General features: G+C 31.6%; 12 protein-coding genes. All 12 read right to left on the reverse strand.

Annotation, left to right across the window (positions count from 1 at the left end):
- Positions 1-80: 80 nt before the first annotated feature.
- The gene (locus tag ASC41_RS03335; RefSeq protein ID WP_055435229.1) at positions 81-1,385 is read right to left on the reverse strand and encodes an MFS transporter; all 1,305 of its coding nucleotides are present in this window, start codon (positions 1,383-1,385) and stop codon (positions 81-83) included.
- Between the two features lie 212 nt (positions 1,386-1,597).
- A complete protein-coding gene (locus ASC41_RS03340; protein ID WP_055435230.1) occupies positions 1,598-2,299 on the reverse strand; it encodes a FadR/GntR family transcriptional regulator in 702 nt (233 codons plus the stop codon).
- A 345-nt stretch (positions 2,300-2,644) separates the two neighbouring features.
- Positions 2,645-4,204: a RagB/SusD family nutrient uptake outer membrane protein gene (locus ASC41_RS03345; protein ID WP_055435231.1), complete on the reverse strand. Its 1,560-nt coding sequence runs from the start codon at positions 4,202-4,204 to the stop codon at positions 2,645-2,647.
- A 23-nt stretch (positions 4,205-4,227) separates the two neighbouring features.
- Positions 4,228-7,281 carry a SusC/RagA family TonB-linked outer membrane protein gene (locus ASC41_RS03350; RefSeq protein WP_055435232.1) on the reverse strand — a complete coding sequence of 1,018 codons (3,054 nt, stop codon included), beginning with the start codon at positions 7,279-7,281 and terminating at the stop codon, positions 4,228-4,230.
- 402 nt (positions 7,282-7,683) lie between these two features.
- Entirely contained in the window at positions 7,684-8,601 is a 918-nt protein-coding gene (locus ASC41_RS03355; protein WP_055435233.1) for a polysaccharide lyase family 7 protein, read from the reverse strand.
- A 46-nt stretch (positions 8,602-8,647) separates the two neighbouring features.
- On the reverse strand, positions 8,648-10,177 hold the full coding sequence (locus tag ASC41_RS03360) for a PKD domain-containing protein (protein WP_055435234.1): 1,530 nt from the start codon (positions 10,175-10,177) through the stop codon (positions 8,648-8,650).
- A gap of 21 nt (positions 10,178-10,198) precedes the next feature.
- On the reverse strand, positions 10,199-11,401 hold the full coding sequence (locus ASC41_RS03365) for a hypothetical protein (protein WP_055435235.1): 1,203 nt from the start codon (positions 11,399-11,401) through the stop codon (positions 10,199-10,201).
- 12 nt (positions 11,402-11,413) lie between these two features.
- Positions 11,414-13,006: a RagB/SusD family nutrient uptake outer membrane protein gene (locus tag ASC41_RS03370; protein ID WP_055435236.1), complete on the reverse strand. Its 1,593-nt coding sequence runs from the start codon at positions 13,004-13,006 to the stop codon at positions 11,414-11,416.
- 6 nt (positions 13,007-13,012) lie between these two features.
- A complete protein-coding gene (locus ASC41_RS03375) occupies positions 13,013-16,228 on the reverse strand; it encodes a SusC/RagA family TonB-linked outer membrane protein (RefSeq protein WP_055435237.1) in 3,216 nt (1,071 codons plus the stop codon).
- Between the two features lie 396 nt (positions 16,229-16,624).
- Positions 16,625-16,999, reverse strand: a complete 375-nt coding sequence (locus ASC41_RS03380) for a cupin domain-containing protein (RefSeq protein ID WP_055435238.1) — start codon at positions 16,997-16,999, stop codon at positions 16,625-16,627.
- Positions 17,000-17,019: 20 nt separating this feature from the next.
- Positions 17,020-19,281 carry an alginate lyase family protein gene (locus tag ASC41_RS03385; protein ID WP_055435239.1) on the reverse strand — a complete coding sequence of 754 codons (2,262 nt, stop codon included), beginning with the start codon at positions 19,279-19,281 and terminating at the stop codon, positions 17,020-17,022.
- Positions 19,282-19,350: 69 nt separating this feature from the next.
- Positions 19,351-21,657 (reverse strand): chondroitinase-B domain-containing protein, encoded by a 2,307-nt coding sequence (locus ASC41_RS03390; RefSeq protein WP_055435240.1) that lies wholly within the window; start codon positions 21,655-21,657, stop codon positions 19,351-19,353.
- Positions 21,658-21,808: the final 151 nt, after the last annotated feature.

Below are 21,808 nucleotides of genomic sequence, written 5' to 3' on the forward strand. Positions count from 1 at the left end.
CTTTCTAATATTAATTTTATTTATTGTAATATTTTATATTCTAATTTTCTTAATTCTTGCTTTAAACTTAATAGATTTACCTAGTAAGTTTTCGGCTTTAAAGGTTCTATTTTAGGGCACAAAACCCAAACAGCCAATAATGCAATTACTGCTAATACTCCACCAATTATAAATGCAGGTGTATAATTACCTCCTGTTGTAACTATTGTTACTACTGCTGTAAGTCCTGCTGCACCAAGTTTAGCAGCCATTCCTGCAAAACCAGAAAGTGTACCAACTATTTTACCGCTAAAAAGATCACTTGGCATAGTTTGTATGTTACCAATTGCTACTTGAAATCCAAAAAGTAAAACAGCCATTATAATTACGGCACTTGTAGCAGATGCTGGTGCTTTTAAAAGGAAAAAACATGGAATCATAATTAAACAACCTAAAGTAATAGTCATTTTTCTTGTCTTATCTACAGACCACCCAGCTGTAAGTCTATTCTTGGCAAGTAAACCTCCAAATATTGCTCCAATCATTGCTCCAACATAAGGTACCCATGCAGAGAATGCTATTTGCTTAACATCCATTCCAAAAACTTCAGATAAATAAAGTGGTATCCAAACTATAAATAACCACCAAATAGGATCTAGTGCTGCCGAAGCTATTATTACTCCCCAACTTTCTTTATGCTTAAGGAGTTCCTTTGTGTCGGGTACATAACCCTCATCATATTCACCGTCTTCATCTAAGTCTTGATTTTTTTGCCCAGAGAGAATATATTTTCTTTCGTCTTCGGACAACCAAGGATGTGTTTTAGGTCCTGATTTTACAATGTATAACCATGGAACTAACCATAATAAACCCATTGCACCAACAACTATAAATATTGACTTCCATTCTAAATAAGCTGACAATAATCCTATTACAGGATAAGCTACTATTCCACCTATTGCAGCACCCGAATTAAAGACACCTTGAGCTAGCGCCCTCTCTTTTGTAGGAAACCATTCTGCATTAGCTTTAGCTGCTCCAGGCCAATTTCCTGCTTCAGCTATACCCAATATTGATCTAAAAATTGAAAAACTTAATATTCCTTGAGCAAAAGCATGAAATATTGTTGCAATAGACCAAACTCCAATAGATAAAGCAAAACCCATTCTAGTTCCTATCCAGTCGAAAATTTTACCAAAAAGAGCTTGACCTCCTGCGTAAGAAATTATAAATACTGTTGATATAATACCATATATAGCTTTATGCCCATCTTTATCCATATCTGGAAATAAATCATTTGCTATGTCTGGCCACAAAGCACCAAATGCTTGTCTATCGATATAGTTTACAACTGCTGCTAAAGCAACTAGTCCTACTACCCACCATCTTAATCCTTTTAATTTCATTTATAGTAGTTTGTTATGTTATAATTTAAGAAAAATGGTGCTAATACTATTTTTCTTAATCTCAATTTTAAGGTAACTGAATATTTTATTCCAAGTAAGTTGTAAAAAAAGTCTGATTCGACTTATTTAAACATAATTACCTTCCCTCCTTCTTTTTTACTTTAATACTTTCATTTAATAAATTGTGCACTTTATTAATTGAAGTTTACATTTTAAACATTGTAACAATATTTATATAACTCTTTAAAATGTTCTTTCATTTTTTTCTTTGCCAATTGCGGATTCTGATCCTCAATTGCTTTAAAAATGGCATTATGCTCTTCTATACCTATTTCTGCCACACCTTTATCACAAACATGATACTTTGCAAAATTTGTTATAATTTCTGGAGTAATAATTAGCATAAATGTATTCATACTACTGTTTCCACTTGCTTTTGCAATAGCAAGATGAAATAATAAATCTTCTTGTACTGCATCCTCACCATTTCTCACTTTTTTAGAAAAAGCTTCTAAGGCTGCTTTCATTTGTACAAGATCATCTTCTGTTCTTCTTAATGCAGCTAATCTTACTGTTTTTAGTTCAAGAAGAATTCTTGTTTCAACTAAAGATTTAAAATCTGGAGCTTCTAAACGAAGAATATCTTCGATCATACCATTCATGGCAATTACGCCTATATTAGCAACAAAAGTTCCACTCTGCGGAATAGACTCTAACAAACCGTAAAATTCTAATTTCTGAATAGCCTCTCTAACAAGACCTCTTGAAACATTAAATCTTTCGGATAGCATACGCTCAGAAGGTAGCTTATCTCCAGGCTCAAGATTCTTTAAATTAATTAAATCTCTTATGCTAGCGATAATGTGTTTTTGCACATCAAAATTTTCAGTTTTAGTTAGTATGTCTAATTTCATAAACTCAATAATTGGTTAACCAGTTCCTAATGCTAAATTAGGGTATATCTGTTAAAAAACATTGTACTATATTATATTTTTTTACTAAAATTTACTGATCTAATACTAGATCAGTAAAACTCAGTTTTGCACACATTATCAAGACTAATCAAATTACAGTTAACGTGTTACTGCCAATCAACAACATTTCTTTTAGAATAAACTTGAAGAATCTTCTTCTTTCTTTTATAAAGTTTGAAAACTATCTAGAATTAAACTCAACTATTAAGATTTGCCGACCTATAATATTTTAGGTCGGACAAAACCTCAATAAGACTAATTCAAATAGTAATTCATTTATTAATATTAGTAACCAGGATTGTTAGGCAATAAATTAGGGTTTCTTGCTAACTCATCTGCTGGTAATGGCATTAAATAATCGTTTGGAGAAAAATCTGGTTTTATACCTTCTAATCCAGAAGCACTAAATACAGTTGTTCCTAATTGTCTTCTAACAATATCATACCATCTTTTCCCTTCAAAAGCCAACTCTAATCTACGCTCTTCAAGCACATCATTAGCTGTAACTGTACCTATATGGTCTGCAGGTTCTGCACTACCAGCAACTGATACTTCTACTCCTGAACTTAATGTAGTGCCTCCCATTCTTGCTCTAGATCTCACTTCGTTTAAATAAGTTCTTGCAAATTCTGGTTCGTTTATTTCTACTGCAGCTTCTGCTGCAATTAATAACACCTCTGCGTAACGCATCATAGAATAATTATGACTTGTTGCTCTAGCATTTCCACGAGCAAAAGCTCCTGGGAAACGTGTATACTTTGCAATATAAGGTCTGTTTTTAGCAAATTGATGACCACTTATTGTAAAGTTAGTATAAAGTTCTAAGTTACCATCAATAGAAGCACCGTCGTCTAAACTTACTGCTCTTCTATAATCTTGTGCATTCCAAGTAGTATATACTTCTAAAGAAGGAACTGCTACAGACCAACCTCCACCTGAATTTCTATCATCACCTCTAATACCTGTCATTGGAGCGATTTGATCATAACCATTATTAGGTGCTTCAAAATTATTATAATCTAATGCAAAAATTGGTTCTATTGAACTATCAATAACATCGGCATTAAATAGATTTTGAAAATCTGGATCTAAATCTAAGTTATAAACTCCTTTATTAAGAATAACATCTTGTGCTTCGTCGAAAGCTTTTTGAAAATTTGCTGCATCATTAGTCCCAGCCATTGTTAAATAAACTAAAGCTAAGTAAGAGCTCGCAGCTGCTTTAGAAGGTATTGCTCTAGATGCTTGTGTATTTGGCAACCAAGTTTTAGCAAACTGTAAATCTGCAATAATATTCTCATACACTTGTGCTGCTGGTGTTTTACTAATAGTAGACATTTGAGCAGTATTCTCTGGTGTAATGACTACATCAATGTAAGGGATATCACCAAACTGTCTTACTAAATGAAAATAATAAAATGCTCTTGCAAAATAAGCTTGTGCAGTAACTGGGTTTTTAACATCTGCAGCAACATTTACAGATTCTGCTCCATGGATTGCTTGATTAGCAGCTGCAATTCCTTGGTAGGTTTTTAACCAAAATTCGCTAATCATTTCGTTGTTAGCTAGAGTTGTTAATTCATTATTTTCAACTCTTCTAGTTTCGTTAGATGCAAGATCTACCATATCTGAACGTAACATTAATGCTACAGACAGTTTTCTTCCCCAAAACTTCTCGTTAATTGCGTGTGTAAGAGATCCATTTACGGCTGTTTGTATATTGTCTGTTGTTTGAAAAAAGTCTTCAGGAGATGTTAATAAACCAACTGGCTCTTCTTCTAAATCTGAACAACTTACTATTCCTAGACTCACAAATAGTAAGAATAAATATTTATATGCTTTCATAATTCTTGTTTTTTAATTGTTTATTAAAATTTCACATTAAGGCTTAAGTTCACTGATTTTACTGTTGGATAGTTTCCAAAGTCAAAACCTTGAACTGTATTTGCTGATGTGTTATTACTTCCACTAGCTCCAAAGTAATTTACTTCTGGATCTAAACCTGAATAATCTGTGATAGTTAATAAGTTTTGTGCACTTAAAGTAAGTCTTAAATTATCTAGTCCTATTTTTTCTACAACATTGCTTGGAAGATTGTATCCTATAGCAATATTTTTTAATCTTATATAACTTCCATCTTCAACAAAACGAGAAGAAATCTCTCTATTACTATTGTTTCCTACACGAGGAGTATTAGTATTTGTATTTGTAGGTGTCCAAGCAGAGTTGTAATAATCTTTAGTTGTATTTGCATCACCATTGTTTAACTGCACGTCTGTTAAGTTAAAGATATCACCACCTTGAGAACCTTGAAAAAATATACTTAAATCGAAATTTTTATAACTAAAGTTGTTCGTGATTCCAAAAGTATAATCTGGATTCGGGTTACCAATCGCTTTTCTATCATCATTTGAAATACTACCATTATTATCTAAATCTCTAAATAATGGATCTCCTGCTACTCCATTTGCTAAAGTTGCAGTACCTTCTGGTACAGTTCCTCCTTGATATACACCTGCATATTCATATCCCCAAAAAAGACCTACTTCTTCTCCCACTCTTAAAATATAGTTATCATCAACACTAAAATAGCTTGGTGCAGCATCACCAAATAAATCTGCATCGTTTATTAAACTTACTACTTCGTTTTTGTTCTTAGAAAAGTTAAAATCTGTAGTCCAGCTAAAATTATCATTTGTAATATTTCTTGTATTTAAAGATACTTCGAAACCTCTGTTATTAATTTCTCCTAAGTTCGTTAAGATAGCATCGTTTAAGAAACCAAAGTATTCTGGTATTCCGTTGTTTCCTAAAATTAAATCTTTAGTATCAATGTTGTAATAATCTAGAGAAAGTGTAATTCTATTATCTAACAATCCTAAATCAACTCCAAAATTTGCTTGATAAGAAGATTCCCACTTTAAATCTTTGTTTGCTGGTTGCTCTGGAGTAATAGCAAACTCTGTTTCACCATTACTTGAAGCATAAATACTTGCAAATCTAGCTAAAGACTGATAAGGACTAATTGATGGATTACCTGTAACACCATAACTTGCTCTTAATTTTAAATTAGAGATTGTTTCACTATCTGCTAAAAACTCTTCGTTAGATATTTTCCAACCTATAGCTCCTGAAGGAAAAATCGCATATTTATTATTAGCAGCAAAGTTTGATGCTCCATCTCTTCTTACTGTAGCAGTAATTAAGTATTTATCATCATAATCGTAATTTACTCTACCAAACTGAGATTGTATTTCTGTTACATTTAAATAAGAATCTGGCTGTAATAAACCTGTAGCACTACCTAAAGCATGGTAAGAAAAAGCATCAGAAATAAAACCTGTTCCAGCTGCAGCAAATACATCTGTTTTTGTTTTCTGATAAGAATATCCTGCTAATAATGTTAAATCACCTTTTCCTATTTCTTTAGTATATGTTAAATAGTTCTCACTTAAAAGATTAGTTCTTTGAGAGTTTGTAACTCTAGCTCTACCATTTACACCTCCTGCAGTAATTTGCAAAGTTGAAGGTTGATAAACTCCTCTTGTATCATTCTCTGTACTTAAACCAAACGTTGTTTTAAAAGTAAGTCCTTCTAAAAGATCGTAATTAGCATAAAAATTAGCTCTAAAATTATCTGTAACAGTCTCATCTACTCTTTGTGTAGCAACTGCATAAGGATTATCTACCTCATCACCAACAGCATCATTTGTTGTAAATGTTCCGTCTGCATTATAGATTCCTTTATCTGGCGCAAAACGCATAGCTAAAGAAATAACATCATCACCACCTACAGTAACCGACCCATCAGATTGTGTTGCAACACCATCTTTAGAACCTCTACTTCCAAAAAGATTAAGTCCTAATTTTAATTTATCTGATACTTGCGCATCGATATTAGATAAAAATGTTGTTCTCTCAAATCCAGAATTAACTAAAATACCATCTTGTTTAAAATAGTTACCAGAAGCATAAAAATTAATTTTTTCTGATCCTCCAGAAAATGATAATTGATGATTTACTGTACTACCCGAATTATAAATTAAATCTTGCCAATCTGTATTTGCATTACCTTGTGTATAAACCGCTGCAGCTTCGCCAGATGTAATAGCAATATTATTATTAACATCTTGTTGGTAAGCAGCAAACTCATCTGCATTTAATAAATCTAATTTATTAGCAGTATTCTGAACAGCATATGTTGTATTTAACTCAACAGTTAACTTACCGCTTTTTCCTTTTTTAGTTGTTACTAAAACAACACCGTTAGAACCTCTAGAACCGTATATAGCAGTTGCCGAAGCATCTTTTAAAACCTCTAAAGATTTAATATCGTTTGCTTGAGGCATACTTGCTCCAACAAAACCATCCACTACAATAAGTGGAGAACTATTAGCACTAATAGAAGTATTACCTCTAATCTTAATATTAATAGGAGCTCCTGGCTCACCACCATTATTAGATTGTACAACAACACCAGCTGCTCTACCTTGAAGCGCTTGTGCTGCATCTAAAACAGGAAAAGCATTTAACTCATCGGCGGTAACCGAAGATACAGCTCCTGTAATATCACTTTTTTTCCGACTACCATATCCAACAACAACAACTTCTTCTAATTTATTAGTATCTTCTTCTAAAGAAGTATCTATTGTAGTTTCACTAGTTACCTTAATAGATTTAGTTACAAATCCTACAAAAGAAAACTGAAGTAAATCTCCCTCTTTAGCACTTATTTGATAATTACCATCAAAATCTGTACTTGTACCATTACTTGTACCTGACACTAATACATTAACACCTGGAAGTCCCATGCTGTCTAATGATGAAACTACTTTCCCTTTTATTGTTAAATTTTCTTGCGCAAAGGCAGAAATACACATAAAAAGTACTGCAAATAATGCCGACTTAGCTTTTAAATTCATAATTAATTTTTAATTTTAAGTTAGTTAATATTATTATTTACTTAAAAACATAATTATACAGAAGTTGAAAATAGTTTATTACTTTTGCATCGTTATGTTTCTAAAACATAATTACTTCCCTCCAAAGAAGTATTTTACTAAAAGGATAGGTGTGCACCTGTCCTTTTTTTATATCCAAATCAATGTGTAAAAAATAATTGGTTTACCAGATTGGTTTACCAAATATAAACAAATTTTTGTCTTATACAACGTTTTCGTAATAAAAAGTTAAATATTGTTAATTATTTATTAAAAAAATAAAACAAAAGCTATTAAATAGATAAAGCCCTAAATTATAGGGCTTTATTTTATTAGTAATTGTAAAGTACAAAAGAATTATATTGGTAAAAGGATCTTTGCGTATTAATGTTTAACTTCTAAATCATAATATCTCACTTTAGCATAAGCCCCCTCATCTCTTGATTGAAAATAATTACCAGCTTTAAAATAGTTTTCAAAAATCCCCCATTTTCTCATATGAATGTTCTCATATACTTTAAATTCATTTTTATTTAAAGCGATTACCATTTTACCATCAGAAACTTTCACTTCTAGTATAAACTTTTTAAAACCAACTTCTTGCTCAAAATTAAAACCTTCATCATCTCCCCAAGAATCTTTATGTAACATTTCTTTAGGAGTTGCATTTAAATTTTTTAGCACTTTTGTTTTTACTCTAATTTTACCTTTATCCCAATATATTTTCAATATTGGAGGCGCATTGTTATCTTTTTGACCTATTAAATCTCTCTGCTCATCTGAAAGTCTTCCATGAATTTGCATTACAATTACTCTATGGTATTTACCATCGATATCTTTAGTTACATCTTCCATGGCTAACTTACCTTTCATATAAGCACCTTCTTTAAAAGTCCAATTAACATTATTATCTCCTGGCACCATTTGCTCTCTTAGCTCGGATCTCGAGTATTTGGTATTAGCAGTCGTTGCTTTACTAGGATAAGAATAAAATACTAATGCTCCCTTTGTAGAATCATTATACATGTATGGTTTAATCTCTTCATTTGTTGCATAATTAGTAACAACTTCTTTTCCTTTAAAACTTTTTGCTTTACCATTTTCTCCTTCAGGAATGGTTAGAGACCAATGTGTTAAATCTATTTCAGGAAGCTTAAATTTCTTTTTTCTTTTCTTCTTTTTTTTAGATTCTACTTTAACTTCCGAATCAGAGACACTTCCTTTTTGTGTTTGACAAGAGACATTTACCGTAATAAATACCATTAACACAATACTTAATATTTGCTTATTTAAGTGTTTCAATATTATTATAATTTAGTTAGTTACGTTTTAATTAACTCTATAGATGTTATAGTGTTGTTATAACTATATCTGTTAAGAACACCTCATTACTACTAGCAACTGTATTAGTAGGTACAAAATAGAAGATAACAAACTGTTGATCTGTTGATACTAGAATATCATTTGTATTCTCATCTACTCTACTTGTAGGGAAGCTAAAAGTAGCATCTGCCGTAAAATTAAATGTTGATTGTTGCCAACCATCTACAGCATTTGAAATCACTTGTTGACTAGATAATGTTAATGAAGGTAAATCATTATCACTAGATGGCTCACCTGATAAAATATAAAATGTTCCCTCTACATCTCCTACAGGAGTTAATTCGCTTTTTAGGAATGCTGAAATTGAATATTCAACTCCTGTTTCAACTTCAAACGCTTGATAAGCTCTTTCTCCCGAGCTATCAAACTTAAGAGACCTACCCGAAGTACCACCAGCAGACATTGCATCTGTACCAGAAGAACTAGGCTTATCTGTTGTTCCACTACCTCCATTATTAGCAGGTGATGAAACCCAAGCTTCTAAATCATCATTTCTCCAAAAATTAAATGGTGTGTCTGTACCATCATTAAAAGTATTATCTGGATCTACTGTCCAAGCATCAACTAAGTCATTATTATTATTTTCTGAAGTAGGATAAGATTCCATATCTGCATTTTGCAAGACCGCATTAAATGTGGCCTGAATTCCTCCTACAGGCACTTGTTGCGTGATACTATTAGAAACACCTGCCGCATTTGTAGTTGTTAATGTAACAGCGTACGTTCCATCCACTGCATAAGTATGTGTAGGATTGATATCTGTAGAAGTATTACCATCTCCAAAGTCCCAACTATATGATACTGCTAAAATTGAAGCATCTGTAAAGTTAACCATCAAGTTTGAAGTAGTAAAAGTAAAGTTAGGTATTGTGGACAAAACTAATCCTTCAATATTTTCGCTAACAGAAACCTCAACACCTAAAAAATTAGTTGCAGTAAGTGTTGCAACATAAGTATCTTCTGTTAAATAAACATGAACAGGACTAAAATTAGGATCTTGAATTGTATCCTCAAAATTCCACTCTAAAGTTTCTCCATTACCAAAATCCCAAACTAAATCTCTCACTCCAGTACTTAAGTTTTCAAAAGTTACTTCAGTATCAACAGAGGTGTGATTAAAACTAACAAAAATTGGAGAAACATCTTCTGATGCTTCAGCAACTAAACCATCAGAACTTGTTGTGGTTAGTGTTACATTATATAATCCTCCTGTGGTATAGGTATGATTAGGGTTTTCTTCGGTTGAAGTATTACCATCTCCAAAATCCCACAAATAAGAAACAGCATCTGTAGAATAGCTTCTAAACACTATTGCTAAATTATCTTCAGGGTTTGTACTAGTTGTAAATAATGTATTTGGCTGTATATCGTTTACATTTCCTGTAGGTGGAACAAACTCCTCGTAACCTGTATCATAACATGAGAAAAGTCCAAAAAACACTAAAGAAATAGCGAAAATACTTTTACTGAATTTTTTAATTAATTTAAAAATCATAATATTAAATTTTAGAATTTTTTATTCTTTTACTACTATATCGAATGCATCTAGCCTAGTCTCAACTCCTGAATTTGAAGCAAAAATAATTACTGATTCATTATCACCAGCTTCAAAGGTGATAGCATGTTTTTTGAAAACATTATCAACTCTCCCAACGTTACTATCTGTTCTAGAAGCTACAATATTTTCTTCTAATTGTGCTTCTGCATAAGTTGATGTGCTTGGCTTTAATATAGACACCTTCATTTCTCCAAAACTATCTTCTTCAAAGGCAGTAAAATAAGTCAAAACATATTCTGCTCCTGGAGTAACTTCTATTTCTTGGTAAGCAACTCTTTCTCCACCTCCTGGAAATTTTGCTGCCTGTGTACCATCTGGTAAATTAGGTGCATCAATTGGATTGCTATCTGTATTTATCTGAATTACGGTAGTACCCGCACCAAATGGACTCCATGCAGCATTACTAGGCGCTTTCCATGAATCTCTACCATCACCTGTTCCATCAAACAAGCTATTATCTTCAAAACTAGGCTCAGAAATTTCAGGTACTGGAATTGTTGGTACAGCTTGATTAACTGTAATTATTTTTTCTGTATAATTTAATTTTCCAAGATTATCTGTTACTGTTAAACCAACTGTATACTCGCCTGGATTAGGAAAAGAAAAAATTATCTCTCTATCTTGTAAGGTTGCTGGCTCTAACACAGAAATTTGATTTTCTAAATTAGAAACATTTTCCAATGTTTCATCTGTAAGTGCTTCTTCTGCAATAACTAATTGATTTTCTAAATCAACAATTTGAGCTTGTAATACTATAACTCTAGCTGGATCAGCCTCGCAAGGTATTTTAAATTCTAATTTAGATATTTCTTTTTCAATTGCAACAATAGTCGCTAACTCTGCCTCTATTAATTGTTCTAAAATAGGTAAGTTTTTGTTGATTAAATCTACTCCATCAGATGGTGTAATTGACCATTGATAATCTGTACCATTTACTGCTAAATTTGAACCCGCAAGAAAATTAAAATCATAATCAGCCCATAGTTCAACGTCATTACAATCAAACTCCGAACGAGTAACATCGGTTACGTTATAAAAAGGCGTAGGACCTGTAATGTCTTCAAGATCTCCTACATTGGCCAAGTCATCACTTACGCAAGCTGTTAAAGACACAAACGTACCTAAAACGATATATTTTATTTTAAATAAATATTTTTTCATAATTATTAGGTTTTAGTATCCAGGATTCTGTGTATAAAAATTAGGTAAATTATCTATTTCTCTTTGCGGAAAAGGAAGGTATTTCTTTTCTATTGTATAAAACAGACTGTTTTGATTAGAGAATTCTGTTAAAACAGCATCAACCTGATCAAATCTTATTAAATCATATAAGCGTTGGTTTTCGTATACAAACTCTACCCTTCTTTCAGCTAATAGTAATGGTTTTGTTAAATTAGCAATAGCATCAAGCCCTACTCTCTCTCTAACTTTATTAAAAGCATCAATAGCTCTTGAATCTGTTGTACTAGCGTTATCTCCTAAAATTGCTTCAGCATATAATAACAATACATCAGCATATCTTAAAACTATCCAGTCGTTATCTCCAATTTCACCATCTGTAGGAAATTTAGCATTAAAAGTATCATTTGTAATATCAGATGGATTGTAAGATAATGCATCAATACTAGCATAAAACCTTACTGGTTGTAACTCTGGGTTCATAAAATCTAAAAAGTCAAGTGAAGCAATATTTACTCCATTAGATGGCCCTTGCAAGGTCATTGCAAAACTATGAGACTCTGAGTCCGTTTCTACTTGATCGTCTAAACCACTATCACTAGTTGTATAATTATCACTACTAACCAAATCGTATGCTATTGAAAAAATAACTTCATCGTTAATTTCAAGCCCTGGATTATTTGACCAAGAACCATCAAGTACTCCGTCTGTATAACCGCTAGATATTTCATTACCAAAAACATTACCATAATCTATAACTAGGTTTGCATTGTATTCGGCATCCGTTAAAAGATCTTCTGATGGATTTAACGGATTGGCATTAAACTCAAATTGATCTGCTTGACTTCTTTCAGTAAATAATAAGTTGTAATTATAAGTATTACCTTCTACAACTGAAGCTAACAACAATTCTGCTTCTGTAAAATCAGGATTAGGTTGACTTAAATAAGCTTTTGCTGCTAAACAAATAGCTGCTCCTTCTGATGGGCGATATCTATTTTGTTCCACTCCATTTAAATAAGCTATTGATGTTTTAAAATCGGCTATAATTTTCTCATAAACCTCTGCTTCTGGTAGTTGAGGATAATTTAAAGCTTCATTACTAGTTATGTCTAAAACTTTATCTATAAAAGGCACATTTTTATATGCTCTCACCAAATTAAAATGACATAAACCTCTCATGAAATAAGCTTCACCAACTGTATATTGTTGATTTTCTGGAGCTAAAAAACGATTATCTATAATTGTATTTGCATGTTTAATAGAAGCCATATTATTAGAGTAATACGTTGCTACGTCTCCATTATTTGGATCTACATTGTAAGCATTAATTGCTGCAAAATTTCCGTTTTCGGTATTAGCCCTTACATTATCTGATCTTAATTCAGTTAGTAAAAATTCGTTAGCCGGAATCTTTTGATAAGCATCTAAAACTCCATTTGCTAATAATTCGAACCCGTTATCTGTTTGAAGTAACTCTTCTATTGAAAGTGCAGTAGGATTACTAAGATCTAGTTCTTCTGTACAACTTATTAATAAAGCCATAACAGAAAAACAAACTATTATATTTTTAAATATATTTTTCATAATTAATTAAAATTGAAAGTTAACTCCTGCAGAAATTGTTCTCACTATTGGTCCATCTCCTCTTTGATAACCTGATGTTAAGGCAGTGTTAGCGTTATTAGATGTTTGTCCAGCAGCTTCAGGATTAAATCCTTCATAATCTTTGGCTGTAAAGAATAATAAATTTTCACCTGTTATATAAAATCTTAGTTTATTAAGACCATTTCTAGTTATAAATGATTCTGGTAGTGTATAACCAAAAGTCAAGTTTCTTAAGGCAATATAAGAAGCGTCTTGTATTTGAGCATCTGTAAACCTTCTGTGAACTGTTTTATCTGCATCTGGAAAATTAGCGACTTCATTAACAGCTGATTCACTAGCATAATACAATTGATCTAAATCTGCAACTCTAACTTCAGCTCCATGCGATCCTTCCCATTGAAAAGAAAAGTCAAAATCTTTAATTCCGTAATCGGCACTGAATCCCCAAGTAAAATCTGGATAAGGACTCCCCAACTCTGTTCTATCTTCATCATCAATAACACCATCATTATTTAAATCTTTAACATAAACATCTGCATATTGGTTATTAAACCTATTAAAAGGATTATCTACCCATTCTAATGGAATTTCTTTTTCATAAACCCATCCATAAAAAGAAGTTATTGGTTGTCCCACAGTTGCAATAAACTCTGTTGGCCTTGTATCTTGATCTATTCTAGAAATAATTTGTTGATTATTACCTAAATCTTGAACAGTGTTTCTGTTTAAAGCAAATTGCCCTGATACATTTAATCTTGATTTTTCGTTAGCGAATATTCTACTATTCAACTCTAACTCTAAACCTTCATTTTTAACTTCTCCTATATTTTGCAGCCAATTATCTGTCCCATAACTAGCAGGAACCGGTGCAAAAAGAATTAAATCTTCACTTGTTCTTGTGTAGTAATCTACAGATAAACCTAAAAGACCTCTACCAAAAGTTACATCTATTCCTGGATTAAACTCTACTAATTTTTCCCATCCTAAATCTTGATTTGCTAGGGTTACACCTTTAACACCTGTCTGTCCATTGTATCCAATAGTACTAAATGTTTCTTCAAATCTATATAGAGATTCAAATATGTTGTTTGATATTTCGTTAGAACCTGAAATACCATAACTAGCTCTTAATTTTAAAAATGTTACAAAATCACTAGATGACAAGAACTCCTCGCTAGACATTAACCAACCAACTGAAGCAGCTGGAAAGAATCCAAATCTACTATTTGAACCAAATCGAGTACTACCATCGGTACGCGCAGATAGTTGTAAAAGGTATTTTTCGTCGTAGTTATAATTTACTCTTCCAAAATATGAAACCAATTTATCTGTTCCATTATTTGTAAATGTAGTCCCACCATCTGCAATAGCAATATTATTATTAAAATCATCTGTGAAACCAACAGCTTCTGATTCTTGAACAGAAAAATCCCTACGTGTATATTCAAATCCAAGGATTGAATTAAAACCATGCTTCCCAAAATCTTTATCGTATTTAAGTAGAGATTCAAATGCATATTGATTTAATTCATCTCTTCTTTCTAATCTATAAGATTCTTGTTCTCTATTTTCTTGACCCAATAAATAATCATTTTCAGTAGTTTTATTATGTCTAATTACTCCAGAAAAAGATTGTCTAAAACTAAGACCTTTTGCTAATTTAAAATCCATATAAGTAGAAGCATTTAAACTTAACTTTTGCTTTACCCTAGATCTTTCAAGAAAGTGTACTAAAGGATGGACATTTTTTGTGGTAGATAAAGTTAATCCTCCAGATGTTAAAGGGCTAACTAATGGAAGTCCTGTTAAAGGATCTCTAGCTATTGCTCTTGGATTATTAGGATCAACTGTAAACACATGATCAAAAGCTCTTGAGAACCCATAACTTCCTACTCCAATGTTTTCAAATTGAGATCCAGCATCTCCTGGATCTGACTGAGTAATATATTTTAAATGTTCTTCATTTAAGTATAATGGAATATGACCTAATTGTCTTAATGGGTCTGTAAATCTTGCAGGTAATTTATCTTGATCATTATAATTAACACGTAAATTTCCTCCAAATTTTATCTTTTTATTTTTTGTTTTACTATCAACTTTTATTCTAGCATTATATTTCTTAAAGTTATCTGTTATAGCAATTCCTTCGTCTTCAAGGTAACCTAAAGATGCAGTATAACTTGTTAGTTCTGAACCACCTCTTGCCGACAAAGAGTGGCTTCTTACAATACCTCCTTCAAAAACTTCATCTTGCCAATTAGTTTCACCACCTCCTAATGATGCTATAAAGTCCATAGCTTCTAGCTCAGCATAGGCCGTATTGTAATCGTTAATAATTCTATTATAATTTTCACTATCCGGTGAGATACCATTAACTGTACTTTGTAAACTATTTAATCTACTTCTTTCTTGAGCTATAGAAGTATTAAAGTTTTTATTTTTATTAGAATACCTAACACCTGTAAATGCATTGTATGAGAATTGTGTTTTACCTGCAACACCTTTTTTAAGTGTTACTAAAATCACTCCATTTGCACCACGAGACCCATAAATAGCAACAGAAGAAGCATCCTTTAAAACACTAATAGAATCGATATTATTATTATCGATAGAACCTAATATGTCTGAATCTGTTCCTAAAACAACACCATCAACAACAATTAAAGGTGACGAAGAACCGGTAATAGAACCAGGACCTCTTAATGTAATTTTAGAATCTCCACCAGCTTCTGAACCTACTGTTTGTATTCTTAAACCCGCTACTTTTCCTTTAAGTGCATCTTCCACTCGAGAAACAGCTACATCTTTAAGGTCCTTGGCAGAAACTTTAGTTAAAGCACTTGTTATATTTTTTTGTTTTTGATCTCCATATGCAACAACAACAACTTCATCTAATTGATTAGCATCTTCTGATAGTGAAACATTTAAAATTGCATCAGTTGCAACTGGCATTAGTTTAGTTTCAAAACCAATAAAAGAAAAATGAAGCACTTCTCCTTTTTTTACTTTAATTTGATAGTTTCCATCAAAATCTGTACTTGTTCCATTACTTGATCCAGCTACAGTTACATTCACACCAGGAAGTGGCATATTGTCTATTGCCGAAATTACTTGACCTTTTACGATTAAGTTTTCTTGGGCAAAAGCAGATATACACATAAAGAGTATAGCAAAAATTGCCGATTTAGCTTTTAAATTCATAATTAGTTATTAAGGTTAGATAGTTTAGTTAACATTTACAATAAAATAATATTCAAAAAAAAGAAAGAATCAAAGTTCGAAAAAGTAACATATCGTAATATTTTTTTTGTAAAACAGTTTTATAATATTGGTTTACCAATCTGGTCAACCAAATATATATAAAATTTTGTTAAATACAACGTTTTCGTAAACGATAAATGTAAAAATAGCATAGAATTAAGTTAAAATAACAACATTCCTTTTTAAACACAACGATTTTCAACTCTATTTATAAACTCCTAATACATAGCATTAAAGATATTTATTGAAATATTCATTTTAAAATCAACCTTTATACTAAATCTCAACAATCAAACAAATAAGCTTTTATTATCAGAAATTTTTAATCAATTTTAATTAAGACTTATCTCCAAAATAAGATACTGCATCCCCACTTAAGAAATCTTCACGCACAGGACTAAATGTATCTATTAACTGACCCGCTTCTAAGCAAACTGCACTATGTAATAAATTAGGCTCAATATAAACACCGTCACCTGCTTCTACAATTTTCTTTTCTCCATCAATTTCAAATTCAAATTTACCAGAAACACAGTAGGTCGCTTGTGTATGAAAATGCTGATGTGGTGCACCTAATGCTCCTTTGTCAAACTTTACGCTTACCATCATGATTTGGTTATCGTAACCTAAGAATTTTCTTGATACTCCTCCACCAAGCTCTTCCCATTGCATATCTTTTGCGACAACATACTTTTCACTAAATCTTTTCATAATTTTTAATCTATTTGTTTTTATTTAAAATAGTAAGAACCCGACCATTCGTAATTCTTATCATTAATTTTTACGTTATGTTTTGTTTCTTTTGAAGCACCTCCGTTTACAGTTATAAATAACTTTGCATTTCCATTTACATTAGTTATTTCAATTGCAGTATAATTTTCTTCATCTAAAACAACTTTTAATTCTTTTATAGTACTATTTGAATTTATTGCAGATTCTGTTACTGGACTATAACTTCCATGAGCTTCTATTACAGAAACAAAAAGTGTGTTTTTAGTATTTTTACGTCTTAACATAAAAGCAGCTTCGCGTCTTAAATTAAATTCAGGATCGTTAGCTCCAATTCTAGTAAATAACAATTCATCATTAGTATTAGTTACAGATGTTAAAGTGTAAAACTTACCCTCATTTAACCATGATAATTTACTGTTATCACTAGAAGCTTTGGCAGTACCTTCTACAAATAAATGTTGATATCCGTTTTTGTCTCCTAGTGTTGTTAATGACTTAGGCACTTTATAATCAAAATTTGTTTGCACAACTTGCCCTAAGAAGTAATAAGGAAAATCATATTTATTTGCTTTATCTGAAGTCACCTTCATAATATCTAACATGTATGGTTTTTCAAAATCTTCATCTTTTATAATTGCCATTGTACGTAACATCTCTGTACCCGGATATGCATTATCCTCTTTTGCACTCGCTACTTGCACAGCTTCATTCTCTGAAGAAAAATAATTTAAAACTGAATGATACTGACTTCCTATTTCATACTTTCCAGTAAAATGAGAAGTTTCATTTTGCGTTACTGTATTATGTGCAATGGTTTGTTTTGCCCAGGTTTTGTTTTCCTTAAGATAATTTCCACCGCCTTTTTGCTCTATATTTACAAATCTGGCTAAACCATAATCTTGAATAACTTCATCACCTTTTTCGTATAACGAATAAGATAATTTATCGTAATGCCCATGACTTGAACCTTGTGCAGCATATTTAAAAACCAATTCAATATCCTCATTTCTTAATATAGCAACACCACCTTGCTTTCCTTCTGGTCCATCGGAAAGGTTAATTGATTTTTTACTGAACTGCTCTGCCTTATCATTTTTAATACCAAGCGCCACTGCTAAACCAGAATCGTCTAGTAAAACACGATCTTGTGCTGATGCTATAGATAATAAACCAGGATCTTGATCACCAAAATGATAAGAAATATCTACCGCAGTAACTAATGCACTGGTATAATAAGACATTCCTTTTTGACCATCGTTAAGCGGAAAGAAATCTCCATCGGCATCAGATAAGTTTAATAATGCATTTATAGATTTTAATAAAACACCGTCTTTATATTCAAATATTTTTAACTCTGGTTTTACGTTATGTAATCCTTCAGCAAAAATTAAAAAAGGATACATAGCGTAACGTTGATAGTATGGTCCTTCGTTATAATAACCATCAGGAGAAAAAGGCTCTTCTATGTTTGCTAAGAAACCAGCTTTCCCATCTTTATTTAAAAATCCTCCGTCATCGTCTTTCGCCTTAGTATCTAATTTTAAATCTTTAATACCATATAAAGCACGATCTATTAATTCTTGATCGTCCATTACTAAACCAATCATGCCAACAGCTGCATTTCCCCAAGTACTATGGTTATGGACTCTTTGATAAAACTGTGGGCTATCTACTGAAATATGATCTGCGAATGGTTTAAATAAATTGTCTTCTAGTTTTTTACGTTCCGCTTCAGACAAATAATTATAAACACAATCGTAAGCTTGACTTACATACACCAACCAGTTAGAATCGTTTAAACATTGCCAAAATAACTTACCTCTAGCATAAGATCTTGTTTTTGGATGCAACGGTAATGTTTTGTACATTTCTTCGTATTGCATTAACATGTCTTTTACATATTTCGCATACTTTTCGTCATCTAAAATCTGATACAAAACACCTGCTTTTTGCAAAACAATCATGTTACGTTTGTGGCGCACATGTGTGTATCCTCCAGAATAATCTAGAGGTATTGGTGTTTCTATTCCTAACTCAATTTCAGCATCAATTTCTTCTTTAACCTTTTCTAGCGTTTTATCGAAAATAGGAACATTTCCTAATTGCGCCCTAATATCTTTAACACCTTGAGCAGTAAGAATTAATTTAGGGTGCTCTTGAGACGTAGAGACTTCCTTAATGTTATCTGCAACAGCAGTCTCTTTTTCTTTGCAAGAAAAACTAATCATTAAAAGAATAACTATTGCTAATTTAAATTTCATACTATTTTATTTATTATGTACGTTTTCGATTGCACTGAATTTGGTTTCTTTTCACTTAACTAAAAACAATTAATACATTAGTTTCATAACTAAATTTTCTTCCGTTTTAATTTTTCCTGAATTCATTAAAGTATTCTCAGACTCCATATTATTTTTAGCTCCCCACAAAATAGAAACAAACTGCACCTTGTTATTTTTAAATGCATTTTTTGTAATATTTACGTTTACAATACCTCTATGATTTAATAAGATTTTATTTTTCTCGTTTGCACCACAATTAATAAATGTACTATTAGTTACTAAAAGGTTTCCTCCAATTGTAGACTCATCGTATCCACCTCTATAATAATCTACCACATTTTGCTTTACGCTATTAAACGTACAATTATCGATAGTTAAATACTCTGTATTATAATCTCCTCTGTCATTTGTTTCTTCAGACAATTCTATTCCGTTTTCACAATTTAATATTGTAGTGTTTTTAAAAGTAATCTCTTCGGAAAAAGACTGCTTATATACTTTTAATGCGTAGTTGAAATTACTGATTTCAGAATTTAAAACTTTTAGTCCAAAATGATTAGACATATTGTTTTTTAAACTAGCAAAAGCATACTGAGTATCTGCTCCTTTTAATTTTATCTTATTTAATGTTAACTTTCCATAAGGATGCAATTGAAAAGCAGGTGTCTCTTTGTCTCCATTATATATAATTTCAACACTTCCTTCAGATTCAATAGTTATCGTTTTATTAATAATTAATGATTGAGCAATACCGTAAGAACCTTCTTTTAACTTAAGAACATCTCCACTTTCTGCCGCATTTAGTTTTGCTACTAATTCTTCTGCGTTAGCAACGGTATGAGTTGCTTCTTCTTTCTCTTCAACCTCATTAGAAAACCAAGTTGCTCCATATTTTTCTTTATCTAAAAGATCTAAACTTACATTTTCCGATCTTAATATTGCTCCAATTTTATTAGACTGCTCTCTAGAATTCCCTAATAAATCATTAGTAATTGTTTCGAAATCGAATCCTTTATAGATCTCTACATCATCGAAACCTGTAATTGGCACAGAAAGATCTTTCCCTATTTCCGTTAAGCTTAATTCTTTTGAAATTAATCCATGAGCATTTGCTATTTCTACACCGTTATTATAAATAACATTACTTTTAAAAGCAACACCATCTGCCTTATCATGCTCAATAATAGGATTTGCATCTCCAACAGAATTATAAATTACATTATTTACAACCTCTGTTCTTAAAGGTCTTGCCGAACGAATTTCAGATTTCGGCAAAACATCAGCTTGTGCAATGTTTGTTCCTACACCAAATTGCCACGGCGAACTAGAATCTACATATGTATTATAAGCAACTACAACATCTGTAACCTGGTTATAACGGTTTAATGGCGATTTAGGAATTCCGTTCATTATTGCTAATGGGCTTCTAAAATTCTTTCCTTTTAATTTATAAAATAAGTTGTTTGTAACCCAATGTCCTGTATTGACAATTCTAATTCCACCATATTGCTCGTTTACACCATCACCAATAAAATAGTTTCCATCCACCAAACAATAATTTCCATGTCGTGTTACTACCGAACCTTCACTTTTATAAAACACATTGTTTTTAATAATATTAAAGTTCGTTTTACTCGAAATAATTTCCACCTCTCCATTACACTCTTCAAACAAGTTATTTGCAATAGTTGTATTACTAGGAGACATAGAAGTAAAACTGCTACCTAATTGAATTGTTTCTCCTCTTGCACCACCTTTTCTTGGCCTAGGTCCAAAATGATTATTTATAATTTGATGATAATTTTTAATACTTTGATTCCCTTTTAAGTCTACTCTAACTGTTGGTCCTCCATTTGTTTTTCCGGCAATATAACAGTGATCTAATGTATTATGCTTTCCATAAAACTGCACCCAAAGATTATCTTGGTCACGTTCAAGATTATTAAAGTCTAATATTACACAGTTTGAAACGCTACTATTATTAGCTACTTTGCTTTCACTTGTTCTAAATGCAATTACGTTTTCGGTTGGCGAATGCCCATTTCTAAAAAACAAACCATTTACTTTTAAAAAATTTCCGCTTATTTCTAGATTAGACTCTCCTACTATAAAAACCTCACCTTCTGTTTCTGCTTTTAATACTATTGGACTGTCTTCGGTTCCTTCTCCAATAAATTTAATTTCAACATCTTCCCAAACACCATTTGCTAAAATAATATGGTCTCCAGGTTTGGAATCCTTAATCGCTGTATTTAATGCTTCAACATCTGAAACTTTAATAGCATTGATACCTAAAGGCTTTTTATCACAAGCGATAAATAATATTAACAGAGAAAATAGAATTATTTTTTTCATAAAAAGAAGTTATATAATTGGTTTAAAAAAATATGCTAACCTTTAAAATTATAACAAATTACATGAGCAGAAAGCTAAGCTGCAGAAGCTTTTCAATGTACTACATTATAAAATGATTAAGCATAAAAAATTGGTTTACCAAATTGGTTTA

Origin of the sequence: Lacinutrix algicola, from assembly GCF_001418085.1 — a bacterium.
GTDB classification, from domain to species: domain Bacteria; phylum Bacteroidota; class Bacteroidia; order Flavobacteriales; family Flavobacteriaceae; genus Lacinutrix; species Lacinutrix algicola.